Annotated in this window: 19 protein-coding genes; 9 read left to right on the top strand and 10 right to left on the bottom strand. The window is 70.4% G+C overall.

The annotated features are described in order from the left end of the window. Nucleotides 1-100 precede the first annotated feature (100 nt). The 5 genes from ssgD (at nt 101) to ABT078_RS23510 (ending at nt 5,678) form a co-directional block, all read left to right on the top strand. Nucleotides 101-517: a spore wall synthesis regulator SsgD gene (gene ssgD / locus ABT078_RS23530; protein WP_351230789.1), complete on the top strand. Its 417-nt coding sequence runs from the start codon at nt 101-103 to the stop codon at nt 515-517. Between the two features lie 263 nt (nt 518-780). After that, entirely contained in the window at nt 781-2,427 is a 1,647-nt protein-coding gene (locus ABT078_RS23525; protein WP_351230787.1) for an ABC-F family ATP-binding cassette domain-containing protein, read from the top strand. A gap of 137 nt (nt 2,428-2,564) precedes the next feature. Next, a complete protein-coding gene (gene ddaH / locus ABT078_RS23520; RefSeq protein WP_351230785.1) occupies nt 2,565-3,341 on the top strand; it encodes a dimethylargininase in 777 nt (258 codons plus the stop codon). A 181-nt stretch (nt 3,342-3,522) separates the two neighbouring features. Then, nucleotides 3,523-4,497 (top strand): acyl-ACP desaturase, encoded by a 975-nt coding sequence (locus ABT078_RS23515; RefSeq protein WP_351230783.1) that lies wholly within the window; start codon nt 3,523-3,525, stop codon nt 4,495-4,497. Between the two features lie 263 nt (nt 4,498-4,760). Further along, nucleotides 4,761-5,678, top strand: a complete 918-nt coding sequence (locus tag ABT078_RS23510) for a chitosanase (RefSeq protein WP_351230889.1) — start codon at nt 4,761-4,763, stop codon at nt 5,676-5,678. 67 nt (nt 5,679-5,745) lie between these two features. On the opposite strand, the gene ABT078_RS23505 is transcribed toward ABT078_RS23510, so the two are convergent. The 5 genes from ABT078_RS23505 to ABT078_RS23485 form a co-directional block, all read right to left on the bottom strand. Further along, the gene (locus ABT078_RS23505) at nt 5,746-7,077 is read right to left on the bottom strand and encodes an SDR family NAD(P)-dependent oxidoreductase (RefSeq protein ID WP_351230781.1); all 1,332 of its coding nucleotides are present in this window, start codon (nt 7,075-7,077) and stop codon (nt 5,746-5,748) included. A gap of 108 nt (nt 7,078-7,185) precedes the next feature. After that, nucleotides 7,186-7,479 (bottom strand): WhiB family transcriptional regulator, encoded by a 294-nt coding sequence (locus ABT078_RS23500; protein WP_502981282.1) that lies wholly within the window; start codon nt 7,477-7,479, stop codon nt 7,186-7,188. 263 nt (nt 7,480-7,742) lie between these two features. Beyond that, entirely contained in the window at nt 7,743-8,990 is a 1,248-nt protein-coding gene (locus ABT078_RS23495) for a hypothetical protein (RefSeq protein ID WP_351230779.1), read from the bottom strand. A gap of 134 nt (nt 8,991-9,124) precedes the next feature. Then, nucleotides 9,125-9,916, bottom strand: a complete 792-nt coding sequence (locus tag ABT078_RS23490) for a VOC family protein (RefSeq protein WP_351230777.1) — start codon at nt 9,914-9,916, stop codon at nt 9,125-9,127. Nucleotides 9,917-10,804: 888 nt separating this feature from the next. Next, nucleotides 10,805-11,305 carry a phytoene desaturase family protein gene (locus tag ABT078_RS23485; protein ID WP_351230775.1) on the bottom strand — a complete coding sequence of 167 codons (501 nt, stop codon included), beginning with the start codon at nt 11,303-11,305 and terminating at the stop codon, nt 10,805-10,807. Nucleotides 11,306-11,699: 394 nt separating this feature from the next. On the opposite strand from ABT078_RS23485, the gene ABT078_RS23480 reads away from it, so the two are divergent. Next, complete coding sequence (locus ABT078_RS23480) at nt 11,700-12,206, top strand: hypothetical protein (RefSeq protein ID WP_351230773.1); 507 nt, start codon at nt 11,700-11,702, stop codon at nt 12,204-12,206. A 26-nt stretch (nt 12,207-12,232) separates the two neighbouring features. Here ABT078_RS23480 and ABT078_RS23475 read toward each other — a convergent pair whose 3' ends face one another. Then, nucleotides 12,233-13,195: a multicopper oxidase domain-containing protein gene (locus ABT078_RS23475; protein WP_351230771.1), complete on the bottom strand. Its 963-nt coding sequence runs from the start codon at nt 13,193-13,195 to the stop codon at nt 12,233-12,235. 309 nt (nt 13,196-13,504) lie between these two features. Then, on the bottom strand, nt 13,505-14,665 hold the full coding sequence (locus tag ABT078_RS23470; RefSeq protein WP_351230769.1) for an RNA-guided endonuclease InsQ/TnpB family protein: 1,161 nt from the start codon (nt 14,663-14,665) through the stop codon (nt 13,505-13,507). Between the two features lie 160 nt (nt 14,666-14,825). On the opposite strand from ABT078_RS23470, the gene ABT078_RS23465 reads away from it, so the two are divergent. Next, nucleotides 14,826-17,312 carry a ThuA domain-containing protein gene (locus ABT078_RS23465; protein ID WP_351230885.1) on the top strand — a complete coding sequence of 829 codons (2,487 nt, stop codon included), beginning with the start codon at nt 14,826-14,828 and terminating at the stop codon, nt 17,310-17,312. Then, nucleotides 17,309-19,519: an OmpL47-type beta-barrel domain-containing protein gene (locus tag ABT078_RS23460; protein WP_351230767.1), complete on the top strand. Its 2,211-nt coding sequence runs from the start codon at nt 17,309-17,311 to the stop codon at nt 19,517-19,519. Before ABT078_RS23465 ends, ABT078_RS23460 begins: the two co-directional genes overlap by 4 nt. A 56-nt stretch (nt 19,520-19,575) precedes the next feature. Here ABT078_RS23460 and ligD read toward each other — a convergent pair whose 3' ends face one another. Then, nucleotides 19,576-20,706: a non-homologous end-joining DNA ligase gene (gene ligD, locus ABT078_RS23455; RefSeq protein WP_351230765.1), complete on the bottom strand. Its 1,131-nt coding sequence runs from the start codon at nt 20,704-20,706 to the stop codon at nt 19,576-19,578. Between the two features lie 52 nt (nt 20,707-20,758). Here ligD and ABT078_RS23450 point away from each other — a divergent pair, with 52 nt between their 5' ends. Beyond that, complete coding sequence (locus ABT078_RS23450) at nt 20,759-21,826, top strand: ATP-dependent DNA ligase (RefSeq protein WP_351230763.1); 1,068 nt, start codon at nt 20,759-20,761, stop codon at nt 21,824-21,826. Nucleotides 21,827-22,054: 228 nt separating this feature from the next. Here ABT078_RS23450 and ABT078_RS23445 read toward each other — a convergent pair whose 3' ends face one another. Both ABT078_RS23445 and ABT078_RS23440 read right to left on the bottom strand, forming a co-directional pair. After that, the gene (locus tag ABT078_RS23445; protein WP_351230760.1) at nt 22,055-22,801 is read right to left on the bottom strand and encodes a class I SAM-dependent methyltransferase; all 747 of its coding nucleotides are present in this window, start codon (nt 22,799-22,801) and stop codon (nt 22,055-22,057) included. Next, nucleotides 22,798-23,112: a hypothetical protein gene (locus tag ABT078_RS23440; protein WP_351230758.1), complete on the bottom strand. Its 315-nt coding sequence runs from the start codon at nt 23,110-23,112 to the stop codon at nt 22,798-22,800. The genes ABT078_RS23445 and ABT078_RS23440 overlap by 4 nt, the downstream gene beginning before the upstream one ends. Nucleotides 23,113-23,162: the final 50 nt, after the last annotated feature.

The raw sequence follows: 23,162 nt of genomic DNA, 5'->3' as shown, positions 1-23,162 counted from the left end.
TGCCCCGGCCTTTCCCACCGATGCACGGATTTCGCCGTTCCACCGTCTTCCTCTGTGCGTGGAGACGTCGCCGCGCCGTATCGAAGAGAGGGAGCGGGCCTTGTCCACCGTCATCGAGCAGGCCGTGCAGGCACGTCTGGTCGCATCCGCGCCGCAGATGGAATCCGTACCGACGACCCTCCGCTACGACCCTGCGGATCCGTTCGCCGTCAGCATGGAATTCCCTCCTCCGGCGACCCTGGAGGGCACCCAGGTGTCCTGGGCGTTCTCGCGCGAGCTGCTCACGGAGGGCATGGAGGCGCCGACGGGACTGGGTGACGTGCGGGTGCGGCCGTACGGATACGACCGCACGGTTGTGGAGTTCCACGCTCCCGAGGGCACCGCGGTGATCCACATCCGCTCCTCCGAACTGCGGCGTTTCCTCGAGCGGGCGCAGGGGCTGGTTCCTGCGGGCCGCGAGCACCTCCACCTCGGCCTGGACGAGGACCTCGCCGAGCTGTTGCGCGACGCCTGCTGAGTAATTCGTTTGCCCCAGGCCCTGCCCGGGCGTACTTTCGATGACGGCCCTGTTGTCGTTGATCGGAGAAGGACATTGCTCGTCTGAGGTCTTGAGACACCGTGTGTCGCGGCATCTCCCGCGCGCCCGTGTGCGACCTCGGCGTACGAGCCGTCCCGTCCCTCCGGACCAGGGCCTTTGTGCTGTCCCGAGCTGTCCCGACCGGTGTCACCGGTGTCTCACCCGTTGCCCTTACCCCTTCCATCGCAACAGGGAGACCCACCATGTCTACGCTCCCCACCTCCGTCACCTGCACGTCCCTCTCCTTCTCCTGGCCGGACGGCACCCTGGTCTTCGAGGACTTCCAGCTCGCCGCCGGCCCCGGCAGGACCGGCCTGGTCGGCCTCAACGGCTCCGGGAAGTCGACGCTGCTCCGCCTGATCGCGGGTGAGCTCACGCCCACCGGCGGCTCCGTGCGGGTCGCGGGCGAAGTCGGGTACCTGCCGCAGAATCTGGTGCTCGACACGGCCCTGCGTGTGGACGAGGCGCTCGGTGTGGCCGCCACCCGCGCCGCGCTGCACGCCATCGAGGCGGGCGATGTGCGCGAGGAGCACTTCACGGCGGTCGGCGACGACTGGGACGTCGAGGAGCGCGCACGCGCCACGCTCGACCAGCTCGGCCTCGGGCACATCGACCTGGACCGGACCATCGGCGAGATGTCGGGCGGCGAGTGCGTCCTGCTGCGGCTCGCGGCGCTGCTGCTGGCCCGCCCGGACGTGCTGCTGCTCGACGAGCCGACCAACAATCTGGATCTGTACGCGAGGGGTCGGCTGTACGACGCGGTCCAGGCCTGGTCCGGGGTGATGGTCGTGGTCAGCCACGACCGTGAACTTCTGGAGCGGGTCGACCAGATCGCCGATCTGCGGGACGGCGAGGTCGCCTGGTACGGCGGCGCCTACTCGGCGTACGAGGAAGCGCTCGCCGTCGAGCAGCAGGCCGCCGAGCGCATGGTCCGCGTCGCGGAGGCCGATGTGCAGCGGCAGAAGCGTGAACTGGCCGATGCCCAGGTGAAGCTGGCCCGCCGCAAGCGGTACGGCCAGAAGATGTTCGACAGCAAGCGTGAGCCGAAGATCGTGATGGGTGCCCGTAAACGGGAGGCCCAGGTCTCCGCCGGCAAGCACCGCATCATGCACACCGAGAAGTTGGAGGAGGCGAGGGAGCGGCTCGACGCCGCGGTCGAGGCGGTGCGCGACGACGACGAGATCCGCGTCGAGCTGCCGCACACCAAGGTCCATCCGGGCCGCGACGTACTGCGGCTCTCCGGTGTGGAGCTGCTCCACGGGGGCCGGGTCGCGGGCGAGTTCGAGCTGCGCGGCCCGGAGCGGATCGCGCTCGTCGGGCGGAACGGCGCGGGGAAGACGACGCTGTTGCGCACGATCGCCGGGCAGTTGGAGCCGGTCGCGGGAGAGGTGACGGCCCAGGTGCCGTTGCGCTTCCTGCCGCAGCGGCTGGACCTGCTCGACGACGGGCTGAGCGTGGCGGAGAACGTGGCCCGGTTCGCACCCGCGGCGACGGACAACGCGATCCGGGCACGGCTGGCGCGTTTCCTGTTCAAGGGGGCGCGGGCGGACCGTGCGGCCGGGACTCTGTCCGGCGGAGAGCGGTTCCGTGCCGCGCTGGCGGCGCTGCTGCTCGCCGAGCCGGCTCCCCAGCTGCTCATGCTGGACGAGCCGACGAACAATCTGGACATGGCGAGTGTGCGCAGTCTGACGGCCGCGCTGGAGGCGTACGAGGGTGCGCTGATCGTGGCGAGCCACGATGTGCGGTTCCTGGAGTCCCTCGGAATCACGCGCTGGCTCCTGCTCGACGGCGAGTTGCGGCCCACGACGGCCGACGAGGTGCGCCGGGCACCGGCGGAGGAGGAGCAATGACGAGGGAGCGGTGATCCCCGCGTATCCGGGTGACCCCCGAGTGGGTCTTTACGGCACCGGGCAGGTAGGGCTAATGATGGGCGCCGTCATCCCCCGAGGATGGGCGCCGTCACCCCCGAGTCCGCCCAGGAGACCCCGTGCCGAGCAGAAGAGCCCTGATCCGACGCCCGAGCCCGCGCCTGGCCGAGGGCATGGTCACCCATGTCGAGCGCCGCCCCGTCGACACGGAGGCGGCGCTCGCCCAGTGGGAGGCGTACGCGGACGCCCTGCGCGAGCACGGCTGGGAGACCGTGGAGACCGAGCCCGCCGACGACTGCCCGGACGGGGTCTTCGTCGAGGACACGGTGGTGATGTTCCGGAACGTGGCCCTCATCGCCAGGTCCGGAGCCGAGTCCCGCAGGCCGGAGACCACGGCCGTCGAAGAGTCGCTGGCCCGCCTCGGCTGCTCGGTGAACTGGGTGTGGGAGCCGGGCACGCTCGACGGCGGGGATGTGCTCAAGATCGGCGACACGGTGTACGTGGGCCGCGGCGGGCGGACCAACGCGGCGGGCGTCCAGCAGCTCCGGGCGGCGTTCGAGCCGCTGGGGGCGCGCGTGGTCCCCGTACCGGTGTCGAAGGTGCTGCACCTGAAGTCGGCGGTGACCGCACTGCCGGACGGGACCGTGATCGGGTACGAGCCGCTGGTGGAGCAGCCGTCGCTCTTTCCGCGATTCCTGCCGGTGCCGGAGGAGCCCGGGGCGCACGTGGTGCTGCTGGGTGGCGGAAAGCTGCTGATGGCGGCGAGTGCACCGAAGACGGCAGAGCTGTTCAAGGATCTCGGTTATGTCCCGGTTCTCGTGGACATCAGCGAGTTCGAGAAGCTCGAAGGCTGCGTGACCTGCCTCTCGGTGCGCCTCCGGGACCTGCATACATAACCGGACGTTACGGGACATGAGGAGGTCAGGCTTGGCCCACGGCTTACCTGGCCTTTAACCTACGGTTTCGTAACCTACGAGGCCGTAGGTAATCCGCCTTCCCCAGGCCATCCGGCGGAGTGCCCGCGGCCTCGGCGCTGCATGCGTCCCCTGATATGTTTCCGCGTCCCCAGGAGCACCCGTGACGATCACCTCTCCCCACCTCGGCAGTTCAGAAGCGTGGACGGACGCCCGGCTGCTGTACGCGCTGGAAGAGGTCGTGGAGAAGGAGCTCAACCGGCATCTCAAGGTCGTCAAGGACTGGATGCCGCACGAGTACGTCCCGTGGGCCGACGGGCGGAACTTCCCCGGCCTCTTCGAGGACGGCGAGCCCTGGGAGCCCGGCCAGTCCAAGGTCACCGACATCGGCAAGATCGCCCTCGTCGTGAACCTGCTCACCGAGGACAACCTGCCGAGCTACCACCACGAGATCGCGACGCTCTTCGGCCGTGACGGCGCCTGGGGCACCTGGGTCCACCGCTGGACCGCGGAGGAGGGCCGGCACGGCATCGTGATGCGCGACTACCTGCTCGCCTCGCGTGCCGTCGACCCGGACAAGCTGGAGCAGTTCCGCATGGCGCACATGTCGGAGGGCTTCGAGTCCGACAACCGCCACTCCATGCTGCACTCGGTGGCGTACGTCGCCTTCCAGGAGCTGGCGACGCGCATCTCGCACCGCAACACCGGGCATCAGTCGGGCGACCCGGTCTGCGACCGGATGCTGGCGCGGATCGCCACCGACGAGAACCTGCACATGGTCTTCTACCGGAACCTGCTGGGCGCCGCCTTCGAGCTCGCCCCGGATCTGACGATGCAGGCCGTGCGCGACGTCGTGGTCAACTTCCGGATGCCCGGGCACGGCATGCCTGGCTTCGAGCGGGCTGCGGCGCAGATGGCGATCGGCGAGATCTACAACCTGCGCATCCACCACGACGACGTGCTGCAGCCGGTGCTGCGGTTCCTGAAGGTCCTGGAGATCGACGGGCTCGGCCCCGAGGGCCTGAAGGCGCAGGAGGAACTGGGCCTGTACATGGGCGGACTGGACGCAGAGGCCGGCAAGTTCGACGAGAGGCTCGCGGCGCGCAAGACGCGGTTGGCGGCGCGCGCAGCGGGCTGACGCCCACGGCGGACCCGGGCAGCGGGCTGACGCCCACGGCGGACCCGGGCTGCGCGCTGACCCACGCGGCGGACCCAGGCGACGGGACCACCCGCGCGGCGGCCTGATGCACGCCAGGGCACCGACGCGGCGGACGGGGCAGGCAGAGGGCGCCTCGGGTCCCCGAGGGATACTCCCGGCCACTGCGGTGCGGAAGGGATGATTCCGCAGGGCGGGGCGTTTACGCAGGTGAGCATCCCCGTACGCTGTGCCGCGTGAAGCCTGTGACCCGCATCCTCCTCGTGGCCGCGCCCGTCGCGATAGCCGTGTCCGTCTTCATCGGCGGAGGCGGCGAGTCGGACGTGCCGCTCGCCGACCGGCCGAACATGGCGTCGCAGGCGCCGAGCCACGCCGCGAACCCCCTGAAGGCGGGCTCGGCGTCGGAGCAGAAGGCGCTGGAGGCCCGCATCGCGAAGCTGCCGCCGGGCCTCGCCGACCCCGCGAAGAAGGAGATCGCCGCGCGGCTCGTGGCCAGCGCGGACAACTCCACGCTCGACTGGCGCGGCCAGTACGACGCGATCGAGGACCACGGCGACGGCAACGGCTACACCGCCGGAGTGGTCGGCTTCTGCTCCGGCACGAACGACATGCTCCAGCTGGTCGAGTCGTACACCACCGCCCACCCGGACAACGGACTCGCCCGCTACCTGCCCGCCCTCCGCAAGGTCGACGGCACCGACTCCCACGAGGGCCTCGACCCCGGGTTCACGGACGCCTGGGCGCGGGAGGCGCAGAAGCCCTCCTTCCGGAAGGCCCAGGACGAGGCCCGGGACCGGATCTACTTCGACCCGGCCGTCCGGCTCGCGAAGATGGACGGCCTCGGCACGCTCGGCCAGTTCATCTACTACGACGCCATGGTGCTGCACGGCCCCGGCCTGGAGGCCGACGGCTTCTACGGCATCCGGCAGGCGGCGATGAACAAGGCGAAGACGGCGGCGGAGGGCGGCGACGAGAAGGCGTACCTCAACGCCTTCCTCGATGCGGGCCGGGCCGTGATGCTGACCAGGCTCACCCGGTCCGAGCGCGACACGTCCCGAATCGACACCGAGCAGCGGGAGTTCCTCCGGAACGGGAACATGGAGCTGGCCGCGCCGCTGGCGTGGCGCACGAACGGGGAGACGTTCCGCATCCCGTCGAGCTGACCGCCCGCCGGGGCGACGCTGCCGCTGCGACTGCCCCCTGAGCCTGCACCTGTCCCCGCCCCTGCCGTCACCAGTCGGCCGCGCGGTAGTCCTTGAGGAACACGCCGGCCACCGGCGCACCCGCCTCACCCCGCACGATCGGGTCGTACACGCGCGCCGCGCCGTCCACGATGTCGAGCGGCGTGCGGGTGCCGGCCGCGGCGATCCGCGCCTTGCGCGGGGCCGGGTTCTCGTCGGTGATCCAGCCCGTGTCCACGCTGCACATGTGCACACCCTGCGCGGCGAGTTCCGCCGCACTGGTGCGGGTCAGCATGTTGAGAGCGGCCTTGGCCATGTTGGTGTGCGGATGGCCGCCGGTCTTGTTGCGCACGGCGAACCGGCCCTCCACCGCCGACACGTTGACGATGTACCGGCGCGGCCGCGGTGACGCGAGCAGCAGCGGCAGCAGCCGGTCGCAGAGCAGCGCGGGTGCCACGGCGTTGACGAGCTGGGTCTCGAGCAGTTCGGCGGGGTCGAGTTCACCGATGCGTGTGGACCAGGAGTTGGAGGGTGCGGCGTCGGGCAGCAGACCGGCCTCGTCCGCGTCGGGCAGGACGAGGGCGAGGGAGCCTGCCGGCCGGCCGACGTCGGCCATCGGCGCGTACCCGGGCGCGGAGAGCACGCCACGCGGTGGCGGGCCTGCCTCGCCCGCGGCCAGCAGGGCGTACGAGTCGGGCGGCCGCCGGATGGTCTGCGCCGCGTTGTTGACGAGTATGTCGAGGGGCGTGCCGTCCGCGCGGAGCCGGTCGCACAGGCCGAGCACCTGCCGCGGGTCGCGCAGGTCGATCGCGATGGCGGTCAGCCGCTCGGACCACTCCCTGCTCCCTTCGACCGCACGGAACCGGCGCAGCGTGTCCTGCGGAAAGCGACTCGTGACGAGGACGTCGGCGCCGTCCCGGAGCATCATCAGCGCGAGCTGGAAACCGATCTTCACCCGGCCGCCGGTCAGCAGCACACGGCGGCCGGAGAGGTCGGTCCGCAGGGCGCGGCGGGCTGCGTTGTCGCGGGCGCAGTCGGGGCAGAGCCGGTGGTAGAACGCGTCGGCCTGCCGATAGAGCGATTTGCAGACATAGCAGTGGCGGGGCTTCAGATACTCCCCCACCGTCCCGTGCCGCAGCTCCAGCGCGGTGTCCTCACGGCGGTCGAGCGCACCGGTGGCGGTGGCGGCACTCAGCGCGGCGTCGGCCTCGGAGCGCGCCCGCTGACGGGCCTTGCGTCGTTTGTTCCGGCTTTCCCTGGCGAACGAGGCGGCGAGCTCCTCGCCCCGCCTGCGCGTCGGATCGTCCAGCGGCAGCGTCCGCAGCCGGTCCACCGTGCGGCCGAACGCCGCAAACTCCTCATCCGTGATCAGGTCCCCCATGCCCGTTGATCGTAATGACACACGAGGGTCGTCAGCATCCGGTTATCGCGCCGGTCCGACGGCCGACGACAAGGCCGCCGAGCGGGCCGAGCTCTCCGAGGACGGCCGTCACCCCGCGGGCCGGCTCTGACCACGCCTCAGCCGTCCCCGCTCCTTCTCGGACAGCCCGCCCCACACCCCGAACCGCTCGTCGTGCGCCAGGGCGTACTCCAGGCACGCCACACGTCCCTCGCAGGCGCCGCACAGCAGTTTGGCCTCGCGGGTCGAGGATCCGGGGGCGGGGAAGAAGAACTCGGGGCCGGCCTGGGCGCAAAGGGCTGATTCCTGCCACGAGAGTTCGGCGGCGATCGTGCTCGTGGTCCTGCTGGTGGTCGAACTGGTCGTCATGGTGTTGATCGGCATGCGGAACACGTTGCCCGCAGCTCATAAACACCGCGTCAATGAACACTCAACGAAACAGTGGCGGTCGCCCTGAGGCCTTGCGAGCGCCCTGCCAGGCGGCCCTGGCGGGCCGTCACGATCTGGCGTCCGGAGGGGATTTCACCGCTGCGTCCATCAGGACGCCGAGACCGGGGTCGGCCTCCGTGGCGTGAGGGTTGTGTGCGGTGGTGTCGGCGCGCAACGTCAGCTGAGCACCTGGTCTTCCGTTCCCTGTCGGGAGGCCGTCAGTTCGGCCGCCGGAGAGGTACGACCTCGTCACCCTTTCCGGCATGCCGGAGGATGGCAGTCTCCGCGGCACCATGGCTGTGCAGGATCCGGGCGACGATCGTCACGCCGACGGCGAGGTCGTCACGGATCAGGAGGTCGAGGTGGTCCTCCACGTGGACGTAGCCGTCGCCCTCCTGCCGTGACATGCTGCCGCCGACTTCCGCCCGGCCGAGGCCGGCGTCCTGAAGGGCGGTGCTGAGCTCCCCGGCGACCTGCTGGCCGAAGCGCCACGGACGTCCCGCCACGGGGAGAGTGAGCGACAGTCGCCAGGATTCGCTGCCGGACAGCGGGCTCGGGCCGAACCAGCGGGGCACAAGTTCGCCCTGCGGCAGGCCGCTCAGGGTTTCGACGGCCCAGCAGGCCTCTGCCCGGTGACTGGGTTGCGCGACCGCGCGCATCAGGACGGGATGGGTGTACCCGGCTTCGGCCAGCGCGTCGGCCAGCGGGGCCAGGTGCTCGTATCCGTCGGGCGCGCTGCAGCGGTCGAGGGCCTGTCGTACTGCCGGAGCCCTGAGTGTGCGGTCGCCGGCCGCTGCACCCATGCGCTCCCGGGCGTGGGCGAGCAGCGCCGACCAGGCACCGAACGGGAAGTCCTCCGAGTCCGGCGCGCGGAGGGAGTACAGCGGCAGACCGTCGTCGCCGTGCTGGTCGACGGCCCGGTGGCCGTCGGCCCGGCTGGTCCATACAACCCCGGTACCGCGCAGATCCCGCAGGTCGAACCAGTCGCGGGTCTCCGCCTGCACCCCGCCTCCCCCGTCCCCGGGCCGCATCAGCCCGAACGCCGCGTCCACCAGCGGCGTGACCCCGTCCAGGTCGTCCCCCTCCGTCAGAAACGCGAAGCGGCACAACAACGCCAGCATCGGCCCGGGATGCCGCAGCTCCGGGTCGTGCAGGGAGACCGCACGGCACAGCAGGTCAAGCTCCGGCCATGCCATCACATGCGGGTGGAAGTGGGCCTGGTCGTCCCAGCCGACCGTCACAGGCTGCGGAAGGCCTGGGGCCGCCAGGGCAAGATCGACGTACTCCAGCGCGAGCGTCAGGTCGAGGACCAGCGCGAAACCGCCACCCAGCTGGAACCGTGCGACATGCGACTCCTGGTCCTCCGCATCCTCGTCGTAGACGTCGGGTGCGTCGCCGTCGAACAGGTACACGGGCCAGAAGTCCGGCTCGGCCATACGGGCCGCCAGTGCGTCATCGAGTGGCATGCGGTCACGCTAGACCGCTCCGCTGACATTGCGGACTGTACAAACACTGAGGGCTTCGCACCCGGACATCCTGGAGCGGAGGTGTCCGAGTGATCCGACCTTTGCGGATCACTCGGACACCTCCCCAAGACCGCTCAGCCCTGCGGCACGCTCTTGATGACCGCGAAGCGGGCCCCGAACGGGTCCGCCAGCTTCGCGATGCGGCCCACGTCCTCCAGGTCGAGGGGTGCCAACCGGACCTTGCCGCCCAGCTTTTCGGCCTGGGCGACGGATGCGTCCGTGTCGTCGACCTCGAAGTACGGGAGCCAGTAGGGACCGTCGGCCGCCTCCGTGGCGTCGGTCTCGAGGGGGACGAGGCCCGCGAACATGCCTTGTGGACCCGCACCGGCCGGGTTGACCGTCGTATAGGTGTCGCCGCCCGGGATCGGGACGCCGAACTCCTCCCACCCGAAGATCGAGCGGTAGAAGCCGAGGGCGGACTCCGTGTCGGGCGTGTAGAGCTCCGCCCATCGCAGCGAACCCGTCTCGTTCAGTACGTCCAGGCCCTTGTTGGTGCCGGGCTGCCAGGTCGCGAAGCCGACGCCTGCCGGGTCGGTGAAGATCGCCATGCGGCCCAGGTCGAAGACGTCCATAGGCTCGGCCACGACCGTTCCGCCGCCGTCGCGCACCCGCTTGGCTGTGGCGTCCGCGTCGGGCGACTGGAAGTAGAGATTCCAGGCGGCGGCTCCCTGCTCGGGCGGCACGGTCATCGCCCCGGCAGCCGTCTTCCCGCCGAGCTGGAACATCCCGTAGCCGCCCGCCTGGGGGCCGGCCGACTGAAAAGTCCAGCCGAAGAGGCCGCCGTAGAAGGCGCCGGCGCCCTCGATGTCGGGCGTGCCGAGTTCGAGCCAGTTCGGGGAACCTGTGACGTAGCGCGTGGTGAGCATGGTGCGTCGCCCCTTCCTCGGGTTCAGCTAACGAGTCTGCTACCGATCCCGGCCCGCCGCACGCAGTGCCGAGCGCGCCGCGTGGTGCCCGCACATTCCGTGCGCGCCCGTGCCCGGCGGGGACGCGGCGGAGCACAGACGGACGCGGGATCCCGGTGCTGTAGGGGTCCAGGGTGGCGCGGCGCGGCCGCAGGGCGAGCTGGAGAGGGCCGGTGGCGCCGGTGATGATGTCGCCGCCGACGTGGTTCGGGTTGCACGCCTCGGTCGCAAGGACCGACCGTACGGCCGTCGCGACGATCCGCTCGCGGACGTCCGGAGCGAAACGCTCGAACTGCCGGAGCACGGCCTCGGTCGCGTTCCCGCGATAGCCGTTGGGCACGTGTGCGTACGCGTACACGGGATGGACGTCGCCGCGCGATCTGCCCCGATCGGCGAGATACTGCTGCGCGGTAAGCACGAAGGGCCGTTCGGGCATCCGCCCCCGCTTGATCTCCCGTTCCGTGTGCGCGACCTCCGCCGCCGAGCCGCCGAGGTGCAGGGTGCCGGCACGCCGGCAGCCCTCGTCACGCCAGGGCACACCGCCTTCGACGGCGAGATCGACCTTGTACGCGCCCGGTGCGTACCGGAAGCGTGTGTGAGCCCGTCGTACGCGCGGCGGCAGTCTGTCGGCCGCGATGCGGAGGACGGCATCGGGCGCGAGGTCGAGCAGGACGGTGTCGTACGGCGGGAGCTGGTCCAGCGAGTCGACGCGTATGCCGGTCTCGACCGTCCCGCCGAGCTCCTTGAGCCGGGCGATGAGCGCATCGCTGACGGCGCGCGAGCCGCCGCGGGCGACGGGCCGGCCGCAGGCGTGGCCGGCGGCGCCCAGCATCAGCGGGATTGCGCTGGTCAGCGGGCGGTTGGGGTGGAAGCCGTGCGCCGCGAGCCCGGCGAACAGCGCGCGGCCGGCATCGGTGCGCCATCGCCGGGCGGGCACCGCCGCGGGCAGCGCGGCCAGGAGCCCGTACCGCGCGAGGTGCACGGGGTGGGCGGGTGGGTGGCGATCGGCCGCATGATGTCCGCGAGCAGGGCGTCGAAGCCGTCCGCGAGCGGGGCGAAGACGGCTCGCCACGCGGGGCCGTCGACCGGGCCGAGCGCGGTGGCGGTCGCGTCGAGGGAGCGCAGCAGCACCCCGGGCGGTCCCGAGTCCAGGGGGTGCGCCAGATCGACCTCGGGCCAGGCCCACTCCAGGCCGTACCGCTCGAGGCCGAGCGAGCTCAGGAACGGTGAGGCGACTCCCGTGGCGTGCACGGCGCAGCAGTGGTCGTGGATCAGCCCGGGCAGCGTGAGTTCGCCGGAACGACAGCCTCCGCCCGGCTCGTCCGCAGCCGCCAGGACGGTGACGCGCATGCCGCCTGGGCGAGAGTGACCGCGCCCGCAAGGCCGTTCGGGCCGGATCCGACGACGATCGCGTCTGCCATGCCGTACAGCGTAGGGACCGTGAGGCGCGGTCATGTGTCCCGGACGTGGGGTATGACCGCCTCCAGGTCCTGCGGAGCGGCCGTCAGGCGCGCCGGTCGTCGACGAAGGGGCCGTCAGGTCCGGCAGGACCTGGCAAGGCCGGCGGCCGCCCGGCGACCGGGTCCCGGTCGCCGGGCGGCGTGACCGTCCCGGCGATCACATGGTGGTCGCCGGTGATCCACGACGTCACCCGCCGTCGCCCGCGGTCCCTGTGATCACTCGTCATGGTGGTCCGGGCCGGATCCGCTACCAGGTGCGTCGCCCGCTGCGGCAAGGTGGTGGGATGCGCCTGCGGACCATGCCCCTTGCTATTCTCACCCTCCTCACCGCGACCGGCTGCGTCTCCGTGTCGGGGCCGCCGGCGTCGCCGCCGGCGCCGAGTCTCGCTCCGGCGGGCGACCGCTCGTCCGCGCCGCTCGCACCCGGACAGACGTCGGCGCGCCAGGAACTCGGGGAGACGGCGCCCGAGAAGTCGCAGCAGCAGACCACGGACAAGGGCATGGGCACGGGTGAGCAACGGCCGGACCAGGACCCGGCCCCGGGCACGCCGGACCGTACGCGTCCGGACGGCGACAGGTCCGCGCCCGTCCCGCCCCGCCGCGCCGGGCACCCGGAGTTCCCCGGCCGTCGCACCCCGCCCAAGGTCCGGCTCCCGCGGACGGACCGGCCCGGCGTGCGTCCGCCGGCCCGGCCGCGGCCCGACTACGACATGCGGAAGCTCTGCGCCCGCTCCGAGGGGGTCGCGGATCCGTCGCTGACCGCCTTGTGCCGGGACACCTACGGTCGCTGACCCGCCTGCCCGGCCGGGGCGCGGCCTCAGTGCTCGTGCGGCTCGTAGCCCGGGATCGTCCCGTCCGGTTTCGCGACCAGGAACAGCCCGGCCATCCCCATGTCCGAGTGGCTCTGCACATGGCAGTGGTACATCCAGGCTCCCGCGCCCACATGCTCCCCCGCGATGATCTGGAAGCCGAACGAGTCGGCGGGTCCCGTGATCTTGTTGTCGATGACGCGTGACGGGTCGTCAGGGCCGGTGAGCAGTCCGGTCCTGTTGTCGGCCCAGCGGTGACCGTGGATGTGGAACGTGTGGTAGTACTCGCCGTGCGTGATCATGACGATCTCGACCCGGTCCCCCACCGTGGCCCGGAATTCGGGGCTCTGGTGGGCCGGTTTGTTGTTGATCATCATATCGTTGAAGACGATCGTGAACTGCTTGTCCGGGAGGATGTCGCCCTTACGCCGCACCACCACCGGGCCGTACAGCCCCTTGCGGATCCCGCCCGTCCCGTGGTCGGTGCCGACCACGTGGTCGTGGTAGTGCCAGTACCCCGCGCTCCCAGGCCGCCAGGTGCCGTCCTTGCGCCGCCCCGGGGTGTGGGTGCGCCAGGTGTACGTGCGCGTGCCGCCCGGCTCCACATGACTGCGGCTCAGCTTGGTGCCGTCACTCGCGATGTCGTAGTCGACGCCGTGGACATGCAGGCTGACCGGGACGTCCATCGTGTTCTCGAACTCAACGTGCAGGGTGTCGCCCTCGATGAGCTCGATCATCGGCCCGGGCACCGTCGCCTTGCCCTTCTCGAGGCCGTAGCCCATCCGACCGTCCGGCAGTTTCTCGGCGTACAGCTTGAGATGGCGTACGGCACCGCCCGCCGGGGCAGTCTTCGGGGCGTCTCCCTCGGCGGAGGTCGCAGCAGGGGCGGCGGCGAGCGACAACGATGTCGCGCCGGCCGCCGCGGCTGCGCCTCCGGCGAGCAGGCGCCAGTTGAAGCTCCGTCTGTCCATACGAACTCCCCAGTGCCGAAAGGGTCATTGAGCCGGGTGGAAATCAGGGCGGGCGGCACACGGTAGTCGGGTGATCTTCGTTTCTCCACACCCAGGACAAAGTTCGTCGTATCGCGGCCTTACCTATTGGCGTCTCGCCAAAAGAGGTCTAGCTTCAACGGCTGTTGCTGTGACCAATGAGGGATGGGTCAACTTCTCGGCCGTAAACGACCGAGCGGGTTGGCTCTGTCGTTTGCGCCTTGTCGCGCTCCCGACTGCCCCCTACGGCAGGGCGGTCACGGGTCGCATCTACCAGCGAAAAGGAGGTGTTCAGGTCCTTTGTGGTACGGGTCCGTTGACGAGAACCCACGCCGAGCGTGCCCGGTTGCGCACGTTGACCCCGGCGACGTGATCGGCGGGGCCAGCGAGCCCGCACCGACGACAGCAGAAGGTGTCCCGGACGGGACGATTGTGCCTGGCGGTGTGCCCGCATCTGGGGCACATCTGCGAGGTGTAGCGGGCGTCCACCCAGATCACCGGCACCCCGGCCCGCCGGGCCTTGTAGCGGATGTGCTCTTCGAGCTGGTGGAACGGCCAGGAGGAGAGCGCGGCCCGCTGGTCGCGAGAAGGCCGTACCCGGTCACGGATGCCACCCAGCTCTTCGAGAGCGACACCCCGTCCGGTGCGTTGTGCGACGGCCACGATCTCTTTGCTGATCCTGTGATTGACGTGGGCGGCGTGCCGGGCCTCGCGGCGTGCCCGGCGTTTGGCCCGCCGAGTAGCGGACCGGGTCTGCTTCGCCTGCAGTTCGGCTCGCTTGCGGGCGTGCCAGCGCCGGTACCGGCCAAGACGACGGCCCTGGTGGTTGGTCCCGTCCGACGTGGTGGCGAGGTTGGTAATCCCCCGGTCCACCCCGATCCAGTCCACCGGGTCGGAGTTGAGCGGCGCTTCGGGAATCTCGCAGGTGGCGACCAGGAACCACATGCCGTCCCGATGGACGAGATCCGACTCGCCCCGCCGGTATTTCTCGAGCATCGCCAACTGGCCGGGATGCCCGGCGTACCGGACGCCCTTCATCCGCCCGGCCACCGTCCAGACGCTGACCGTCCGCGCGTCGTGCTGCCAGGACAGGATCCGGTCGTCATACGGCTGGGCCGCATCAGACCGGAAAACGACCGGCTTCGACTCCGCACGCCTGCGCCGCTTCGATGCGGCCGAACCCAGGTTCCCCGCCCGGATGTTCGCACGCAACGTGGCGTAGGCATCCACGACCTTCTTCACCACCCGCACGGCCGGCTGGGCAGCAAGCCCGAACTCCGCCTTCAAGCGGGCGTAGACGAGCTTCTGCAGCTCGTTGCGGGTGGTGGTGCCCGTCTCGTACGCCACCGCCGATGCGGCATCAGCCGCCCGGTTGCACACGCGCAGGGTCGCCGCCAAAGCCGCCGCCACCTCCGGCGACGGCAACAGCTTCACCTGCACCACGACCTTCACCCCATCAACCTAACCGCCACCACTGACAACAGCCGAAAGCACAGGTCACGACAGACACGAAGGGAACTCCGCCGCTACGCGGCTCCGCTCCAAGGACCCATTCCTCCCCGGCCTGAAGGCCGGGGCCTCCTGGGAGAAATCAGGTGAACACATGCACCACATGCACCGTGCACCACATCACCGGTCGAGATCCCGGCGCGCGACGACCGCCGTCCTGCTGGCCGGGGCACTGGGCGCGTCCCTGCTCGGTGGGAACGCGGCTGTGGCGAGGCCCGATCCGGGAGAACCGACGGCTGCACCGACAACGTTGTCCCTTCCGTCGCCGCCGGGTGGCGCGAACGTCCGGGTCCTGGTCTTCCACGCCTCGGCCACCGAGGAGTCACCGACCGTCGACGCAGGCATCGCGGCGATCGAGCAGATCGGCCTGTCGGGCCCTGCCGCGGGCCGGTTCCGTACCGAAGCCACCGACGATGCCTCCGTGTTCACCAATGCCAGAAAGCTGGGACGGTACAACGCCGTGGTCTTCCTGACCGGCGGAGGCGACGTTCTCGACCCGGAGCAGGAAGCCGGACTGGAGACGTACATGGAGGCGGGCGGCGGCTTCGTCGGCATCCATGACGCGGCCCGCACCGAGCCGTACTCGGACTGGTTCACCGGACTGGTGGGCGCCCGGCCGACAGCCTCCCCGGCGACCGTGCAGCGCGCGGTCGTCGAGGTGGGAGACCGTCTGCACCCCGCCACCAAGAGCCTGCCGCTGAACTGGAAGCGTCCCGACAAGTGGCTCAACTGGGCCGTGAACCCATCCGGTTCCGTGCACACCGTGGCCCGGGTCAAGGAGAGCTCGTACCAGGCGGGCCAGGGCGCCAACGGCTGGGACCACCCGGTGTCCTGGTGCCGTGACTACGACGGCGGCCGCTCCTTCTTCACCGGTATGGGCGGCACGGTCGACTCGTACGCCGAGACCGACTTCCGCGACCATCTGCGCGGCGCCCTGGCGTGGACGACGCGGACCTCCCGCGCCGACTGCAAGGCCACCATCACCGCCAACTACACGGCGGAGCGCGTCACCCAGCCCAACCAGCCAGGGCAGAACGACCAGATCGGCGAGCCGCACGGTCTGGTCGCGGCCCCCGACGGGCGGATCCTGTACATCGGCCGCGGCGGCGCGGACTCGTCCAAGCCGGTCGTGACCGACTGGAACAACCCGGACATCGGCAAGGGCCAGGGCGAGATCCACGTCTACGACCCGAAGACGAAGCAGGTGACCCTCGCGGGCGCGCTGACGGTCTTCGGCAACAAGGGCGGCGGCGACGAGCTCACCAAGAACGAGGAAGGGCTCCTCGGCATCGAGCTCGACCCGGACTTCATGTCCAACGGCTGGGTGTATCTGCACTACACACCGCACTCGAAGATCAACCGTGACACGCACATGGCCGAACGGTACGTGTCACGTTTCACCTTCGACCTCGCCGCCAACAAGCTGGACCTGGCGAGCGAGAAGGTGCTCCTGAAGTGGCCCGTGCAGATCCACAGCTGCTGCCACGCGGGCGGCGGAATGGCCTTCGACTCGAAGGGCAATCTGTACATCGCCACCGGTGACAACAACTCCTCCGGCTTCAGCGGCGGTTACTCGGGCAACAACCCGGAGCCGAACTTCAAGGGCGTCTCCTTCGCGGACGCGCGGCGCACGGCAGGCAACACCAACAACCTCAACGGCAAGATCCTCCGCATCCACCCGGAGGACGACGGCACCTACACGCTCCCCGTGGGGAACCTCTTCACCGGCGAGGAGCCCGACGAGGGCGGCGGGAAGACCCGCGGCGAGATCTATGTGATGGGCGTGCGCAACCCGGCGCGGATCTTCGTCGACAGGACGACCGACATCCTCTACGCGGGCTGGGTCGGCCCGGACGCCGGTTCGCCGTCCACCACGTGGGGCCCGGCCAAGTACGACACGTTCGCCGCGATCACCAAGCCGGGCAACCACGGCTGGCCCTACTGCATGGGCAACAACCAGCCCTACCGGGACCGCAATCTGCCGGACCCGAGCCGGCCGCTGGGCTGGTACGACTGCGCCAAGCCCAAGAACGAGTCGCCGAACAACGACGGGCTCGTGAACCTGCCGCCCGTCACACCGAACACCATCTGGTACTCGCCGCAGGGAGGCGGCCCCGACTATCCGCGCGACGCCGCCGGCGTCCCCAGCTACAAGGTGGAGGAACAGAAGCTGCTGCTGCCGTGGCTCAAGGGCGGCGGCCAGGCGACGATGAACGGGCCGGTCTACCGCTACGACGCGGCGGGCGACTCGGCGGTGAAGTGGCCGTCGTACTGGGACGGGAAGTGGTTCGTCGGTGACTTCTACGACGGCGACCAGCCGCGCCACGCGGTGCTGACCGACCCGAAGACGGTCGGCAAGGGCGGAATCCCCGTGCACGCCGAGTCCCTGAAGAAGATCGTCCCGGGCGGGACGAACGGCATCCGCAACCTCATGGACTGGAAGTTCGCGCCGGACGGCTCGCTGTACGTCCTGGACTACGGACGCGGCTTCTTCACCTCGGACCCCAAGTCCGCACTGTGGCGTGTGACCTACAAGGGCGGCGAGGCCACACCGGCCGCCGATCAGCTCGCGAGGAAGGCGGCGCAATGAGACACCGACCGGGACACCGGCCACTGCGTCTGTGGGCGGCTCTGCTCGCGGCGCTCGCCATGGTCGTCGGGCTGACGTCGACGGCCGCGTACGGAAGGACCGACGACCGGGAAGCCGCGGCGCAGGTCCTCACCTGGACGGCGGGCGATCCGATAGACCGCTATCTGTCCTTCCCCACCACGGCGGTGGCGGGGCCGACGACCATCGTCTTCGAGAACAGCACGGCGACCGGCAACACCACCGGGATGCCACACACGCTGACGTTCGACGTCTCCGACCCCGAGTACAACAACGACGTCCCGCTGAACATCCTGGCCAACCCCAGTGACGCCCAGGGCGGGAAGCACACGGCGGAGGTCACCCTCACGCCCGGCCGCTACCGCTTCTACTGCTCCATCCCCGGGCACGGGCAGATGCAGGGCATCATCACCGTGACCGAGGGCGGCGGCGAGGACACCACCGCGCCGGAGACCCAGGCGAACGTGGAGGGCGAGCAGAACACGGACGGCGCGTACATCGGGCACGCCACGGTGACCGTGTCGGCGACCGACGCCGGCTCGGGCGTGGACAAGGTCGAGTACGCGGTCGGCGCGGACGGCCCCTGGCAGCCGTACACGACCCCGGTGATGGTCCACGAGGTCGGCACCCACAAGATCCGCTACCGGGCGACCGACAAGGCGGGCAACGTGGCGGCCGAGAAGGCCGTCGACTTCACCGTCGTCGCCCCGCCGACGAACGACAGGACGCCGCCCGAGACCTCGGCGACCGTGAGCGGCGAGAAGGACGACCAGGGCCGGTACCTGGGCATGGCGACGGTCACCGTCACCGCGTCGGACACCGGCTCGGGCGTCAACACCATCGAATACGCACTCGGGGCCGACGGCGCCTGGCAGGCGTACACCGCGCCGGTCATGGTCCACGAGGTGGGCACCCACAAGGTGCGCTACCGGGCGACCGACAGAGCGGGCAACGTGGCGGCCGAGAAGGCCGTCGACTTCACCGTCGTCGCCCCGCCGACGCAGGACAAGACCCCGCCGGCGACCTCGGCGACCGTCACCGGCGACAAGAACTCGGACGGCGCGTTCATCACGAGCGCCACCGTGACCGTGTCGGCGACCGACGCGGACTCCGGGGTGGACAAGGTCGAGTACTCGCTCGACGGCGGCCCCTACCTCGCGTACACCACCCCGGTGATCGTCGACCGGGTCGGTTTCCACACCGTGCAGCACCGGGCGACCGACAAGGCCGGCAACACCTCCTCGGCGAAGCAGGTGTCCTTCACCGTCGCGGAGGGCGGTGGCGTTCCGGCGCCCAACTGCCCGGAGTTCGACGAACGGCTGACCGTCATCGTCGGCACGGTCGACACGGGCGTCCCGAACCGGGTCACCCGCTCCCGCTGCACCATCAACGAGCTGATCGAGGACGAGAAGGACTGGACGTCCCACGCGCTCTTCCTCAAGCACGTCGACAAGGTGCTGGACCAGCTGCTCGCGGACGGGGTGATCGACCAGCGCGAACACAAGAAGATCTACCGGGCGGCCAAGCAGTCCGGCATCGGCAAGCCGGGCCAGACCAGTGGCTACCGCGATCTGTTCGACGGCACGGCGGCGTCGTTCGCCACGTGGCAGCACGTGGGCGGCGGGTCGTTCGGGCTCAACCCCGACGGCTCCATGACGAGCGGCACGACCAAGGGCGGCCTGGGCATGCTGTGGTTGCCGCAGCGGCAGTACGGCGACTTCTCGCTGAAGCTCCAGTGGCGTGACGACGCCCCGGGATCGGGCAACGCGAACAGCGGTGTCTTCGTCCGCTTCCCGTACGTCCACGGCAACCCCGAGGAGCCGAGGCCCGAGTGGGTCGCGATCAAGTACGGCCACGAGGTGCAGGTCCTGGACCGGCCCGACGGCGACATGTACAAGACGGGCTCGATCTACGGCTTCGACCGCGTCGGCCTCGGCGGCGCCGGAGTCACCCCCAAGGGCACCTGGAACGACTACGAGATCCGCGTGGTCGGCCAGCACTACGAGATCTACCGCAACGGTGTCCTGATCAACGAGTTCGACAACACCGGCGGCCAGGAGTTCGTCCCGCCGCGGGCCGACGACCCGGGCACGGACGGCCGTCGGTACGCGCAGGGGTACATCGGCCTCCAGGTCCACGGGACGACGGATGTGATCTCGTACCGCAACATCCGGATCAAGGAGCTTTAGCTCCGGCGTTCCGATGAAACAGCGGCCCCCTTCCCGCCCCGGGAAGGGGGCCGCCGTCACTCGGACTCGTCGGCGCCGGACTTCCTGGCGCCGGACTTCTTTGCGTCCGGCTTCCCGTTGTCGGGCTTTTCGCTTTCGGGCTTCTCGCCTTCGGGCTTCTTGGCGCCGGACTTCTTGGCGTCCGGCTTCTTGGCGCGGCTCGGCTGGACCCGCTTCGGTTCGCCCGGCATCTTCGGGTACTCCGGCGGGTACGGCAGATCGCCGAGGCCGTGCTCGGCCTCGTCCCGGCGGGCGTGCTCCAGCAGGCTCTCCAGGCTGAAGCGGTGCTCGTCCATGTCGGAGTGGACGTCGCCCACCTCGGCGTACCTGCCGGGCATCGACGTGATGTCGAAGTCCTCCGGCACGGCGTCGTCGACCTCGTCCCAGCGCAGCGGGGCCGAGACGGGGGCGTGCGGTCGCGGGCGGACGGAGTAGGCGGAGGCGATGGTGCGGTCGCGGGCGGTCTGGTTGTAGTCGACGAAGATCCGCTCGCCGCGCTCCTCCTTCCACCACTTGATGGTCACCTGGTCCGGCATCCGGCGCTCCAGCTCCCGGCCGCAGGCGATCGCGGCGCGCCTGACCTGGGTGAAGGTCCAGCGCGGCTCGATCGGGACGAAGACGTGGATGCCGCGCCCGCCGGAAGTCTTGGGCCAGCCGCGCAGGCCGTGCTCGTCCAGGACCGCGCGCAGTTCGTGGGCGGCGCGCACGGCGTCGGCGTAGTCCGTGCCGGGCTGGGGATCGAGGTCGATGCGCAGCTCGTCGGGGTGATCGGTGTCGTCGCGGCGCACGGGCCACGGGTGGAACGTGACGGCTCCGAGGTTGGCGGCCCACAGCACGGCGGCGGGTTCGGTCGGGCACATCTCGTCGGCGGTCCGGCCGCTGGGGAAGGTGATGTGGGCGGTCGGGATCCAGTCCGGGAGGTATTTCGGGGCGCGCTTCTGGAAGAAGGACTCGCCGGTCACTCCTTCGGGGTAGCGCTCCAGGGTGGTGGGGCGGTCGCGCAGGGCGCGGGTGATGCCGGGGCCGACGGCGAGGTAGTACTGGACCATGTCCAGCTTGGTGTAGCCGTGCTCCGGGAAGTACACCTTGTCGGGGTTGGACACACGGACGGTCCGCTCCCCGACCTCCAGTTCCACCGCTCCGGCCATGCCCGTCAGCGTAGGCCGTGCCACGACGCCCTGCATACCGGACAATCGGCACATGGATCTGCCGGTGATGCCGCCCGTGAAGCCGATGCTCGCCAAGTCCGTGGCGAAGATCCCGCCCGGGATGCAGTACGAGGCCAAGTGGGACGGCTTCCGTGCGATCGTGCACCGGGACGGCGACGAGGTGGTGATCGGCAGCCGTACGGGCAAGCCGCTGACCCGTTACTTCCCCGAGCTGGTCGTCGCGCTCCGGGAGAACCTGCCGGAGCGGTGTGTCGTCGACGGCGAGATCGTGATCGCGTACGAGGGCAGGCTGGACTTCGACCGGCTCACCGAACGCATCCATCCGGCCGACTCACGGGTGCGGATGCTCGCGGAGACGACCCCGGCGAGTTTCGTGGCCTTCGATCTGCTGGCGCTCGCCGACGAGTCGCTGCTGGAGACCCCGCTGGCCGAGCGGCGCGCCACGCTCACCGAGGCCCTCGGGGACGCCCGCGACCCGGTCCATCTGGCGCCCGCCACGAGGGACACGGCGGTGGCCGCGGAGTGGTTCGAACGGTACGAGGGCGCCGGCCTCGACGGGGTCATCGCCAAGCCGCTCGACCTTCCGTACCGCCCGGACGCCCGGCTGATGTACAAGATCAAGCACGAGCGGACGGCGGATGTCGTCGTCGCCGGCTACCGCTTCCACAAGAGTGGGCCGGTCGTGGGCTCGCTGCTGCTCGGCCTGTACGACGCCGGGGGCACCCTGCAGCATGTGGGCGTCTGCGCCGCGTTCTCGATGAAGCGGCGTGAGGAGCTGGTGGCCGAGCTGGAGTCGCTACGGCTGGACGATGTGGCGGAGCACCCGTGGGCGCGCTGGTCCGATGAGGCGGCGCACGAGTCGGCCCGGCTGCCCGGGGCGCCGAGCCGCTGGTCGGGCAAGAAGGACCTGTCGTGGGTGGCGTTGCGGCCGGAGCGGGTGGTGGAGGTCGCGTACGACCACATGGAGGGCGACCGCTTCCGGCACACGGCCCAGTTCCGGCGCTGGCGCCCCGATCGCACCCCCGAGAGCTGTACGTACGCCCAGCTGGAGGAGCCGGTGCGGTACGACCTCTCGGAGGTGCTGTCGGGAAGGGACTGAGCCGTCAGCCGGTGGTGGGCGGGCAGGTGCCGTCGCCCCGCGTCTCGCCCGGGTCCGGCGAAGGGGTCTCGGTGGCCGACGGGTCCGGGGCCGGTTGTCGTGCAGCCGGGGTCCGGCTCGGACGGTGTCGGGTCCGGCGACTGCGTCGGGGGCTCGGACGGGGTGGGGTCCGGCTCCGATGCCGTGGGACTCGGGTCCGGCGACCCGGTCGCGGACGTGCCCCGCCGGTCATCGCCGGATGTATCGCGCCACTGTGTACGCGGTGGGGCCGGTAAACCCTGTCCCTATGCCGTCGTTCATGTCCAGGACCTCGAAGCCGGCGCCCTCCGCGTAGCGTTCGAGCTCCTGGGGGAACAGGACACGCCTGCGGATCTCGTCTCGGGCCTCGTCGCCCGAGGGGAGCATCCAGTGCCGGTGCACGGTGTTGATCTGGGTCCGCAGGTCCCACGTGTGGCGGATGGTGACGGTCGCGGATCCCGTCGGGGTGTCGACCGTGGCGGTGGTCGGCTCAGTCCGGGTGATCGGGGCGACGGGGGAACACAGCACGAGCAGCGCTCCCGGCCGGGCATGGGCCGCGAACGTGGCGAAGACCTGGCCGATGTCGTTGTTGTCGTGCACGTAGGCGAGGCTGTTGCCCATACAGGTCACCACGTCCATGCGGCTGCCGAGTCGTGCGGTGCGCATGTCGCCGGTGCGGATGTCCAGCCCGGGCCGGGCCTGGTGGGCGTAGTCGACCATGCTGGGCTGGAGGTCCACGCCGATGCACTCGAAGCGCTTGGCGAGGATCTCCAGGTCGCGGCCGGTACCGCATCCGAAGTCGACCAGGGTCCGGGCGTCCGGCCGGTGCAGCTCGATCAGGGTCTGGCACATTCCGGCGCTAGTGCTGTCGGACTGGACCACGTCGTAGAGTGCCGGATCGCGGTACAGGAGGTTGGTGGCTTCCACGTGCTCGGCTTCCGTGTCGGGGCTGGTCACATGAGGCTTCGCAGCCCGACCTCCAAGGCGACTACATCGCACAGCAGATCGGGGACAACCGGCGCGGAGTCGGCGTTCCTCCGTGCCTGGGCGAGAGCCTTGCCGTCAACGTAGCCGAGGTCCACCAGGATGGACTCCTTCAGCATGTCGTCCAGGACGGGCAGGCCGTAGGACCGCAGTCCCTTCTCCAGGACGGCCAGGAAGTTCTCCGGTTCGGCCGGCGCGGCCACCCACTCTGGCAGCCCGGCCCGTCTGATCCGTTCGCGGAACAACGCCTTGCCGCGCTTGTGCTCGTGCGGTAGCTGCTCCATGAACCGCACGATCCGCGGGTGTACGAGCGGGCTCACCGGACAGATGCCGC

It is taken from the genome of Streptomyces sp. NPDC002133 (genome assembly GCF_040296405.1).
Classification (GTDB): domain Bacteria; phylum Actinomycetota; class Actinomycetes; order Streptomycetales; family Streptomycetaceae; genus Streptomyces.
The sequence above is the reverse complement of the archived record's forward strand: the minus strand, read 5'-3'. Positions and strand labels throughout refer to the sequence as shown.

Excerpts from the sequence above, each read along its gene's own strand:
- ABT078_RS23525 (WP_351230787.1), top strand. The coding sequence starts at position 781 with ATGTCTACGCTCCCCACCTCCGTCACCTGCACGTCCCTCTCCTTCTCC.
- ABT078_RS23505 (WP_351230781.1), bottom strand. The coding sequence starts at position 7,077 with ATGGGGGACCTGATCACGGATGAGGAGTTTGCGGCGTTCGGCCGCACG.
- ABT078_RS23500 (WP_502981282.1), bottom strand. The coding sequence starts at position 7,479 with ATGCCGATCAACACCATGACGACCAGTTCGACCACCAGCAGGACCACG.
- ABT078_RS23495 (WP_351230779.1), bottom strand. The coding sequence starts at position 8,990 with ATGCCACTCGATGACGCACTGGCGGCCCGTATGGCCGAGCCGGACTTC.
- ABT078_RS23490 (WP_351230777.1), bottom strand. The coding sequence starts at position 9,916 with ATGCTCACCACGCGCTACGTCACAGGTTCCCCGAACTGGCTCGAACTC.
- ABT078_RS23485 (WP_351230775.1), bottom strand. The coding sequence starts at position 11,305 with ATGCGCGTCACCGTCCTGGCGGCTGCGGACGAGCCGGGCGGAGGCTGT.
- ABT078_RS23480 (WP_351230773.1), top strand. The coding sequence starts at position 11,700 with ATGCGCCTGCGGACCATGCCCCTTGCTATTCTCACCCTCCTCACCGCG.
- ABT078_RS23475 (WP_351230771.1), bottom strand. The coding sequence starts at position 13,195 with ATGGACAGACGGAGCTTCAACTGGCGCCTGCTCGCCGGAGGCGCAGCC.
- ABT078_RS23465 (WP_351230885.1), top strand. The coding sequence starts at position 14,826 with ATGCACCGTGCACCACATCACCGGTCGAGATCCCGGCGCGCGACGACC.
- ABT078_RS23460 (WP_351230767.1), top strand. The coding sequence starts at position 17,309 with ATGAGACACCGACCGGGACACCGGCCACTGCGTCTGTGGGCGGCTCTG.
- ligD (WP_351230765.1), bottom strand. The coding sequence starts at position 20,706 with ATGGCCGGAGCGGTGGAACTGGAGGTCGGGGAGCGGACCGTCCGTGTG.
- ABT078_RS23450 (WP_351230763.1), top strand. The coding sequence starts at position 20,759 with ATGGATCTGCCGGTGATGCCGCCCGTGAAGCCGATGCTCGCCAAGTCC.
- ABT078_RS23440 (WP_351230758.1), bottom strand. The coding sequence starts at position 23,112 with ATGGAGCAGCTACCGCACGAGCACAAGCGCGGCAAGGCGTTGTTCCGC.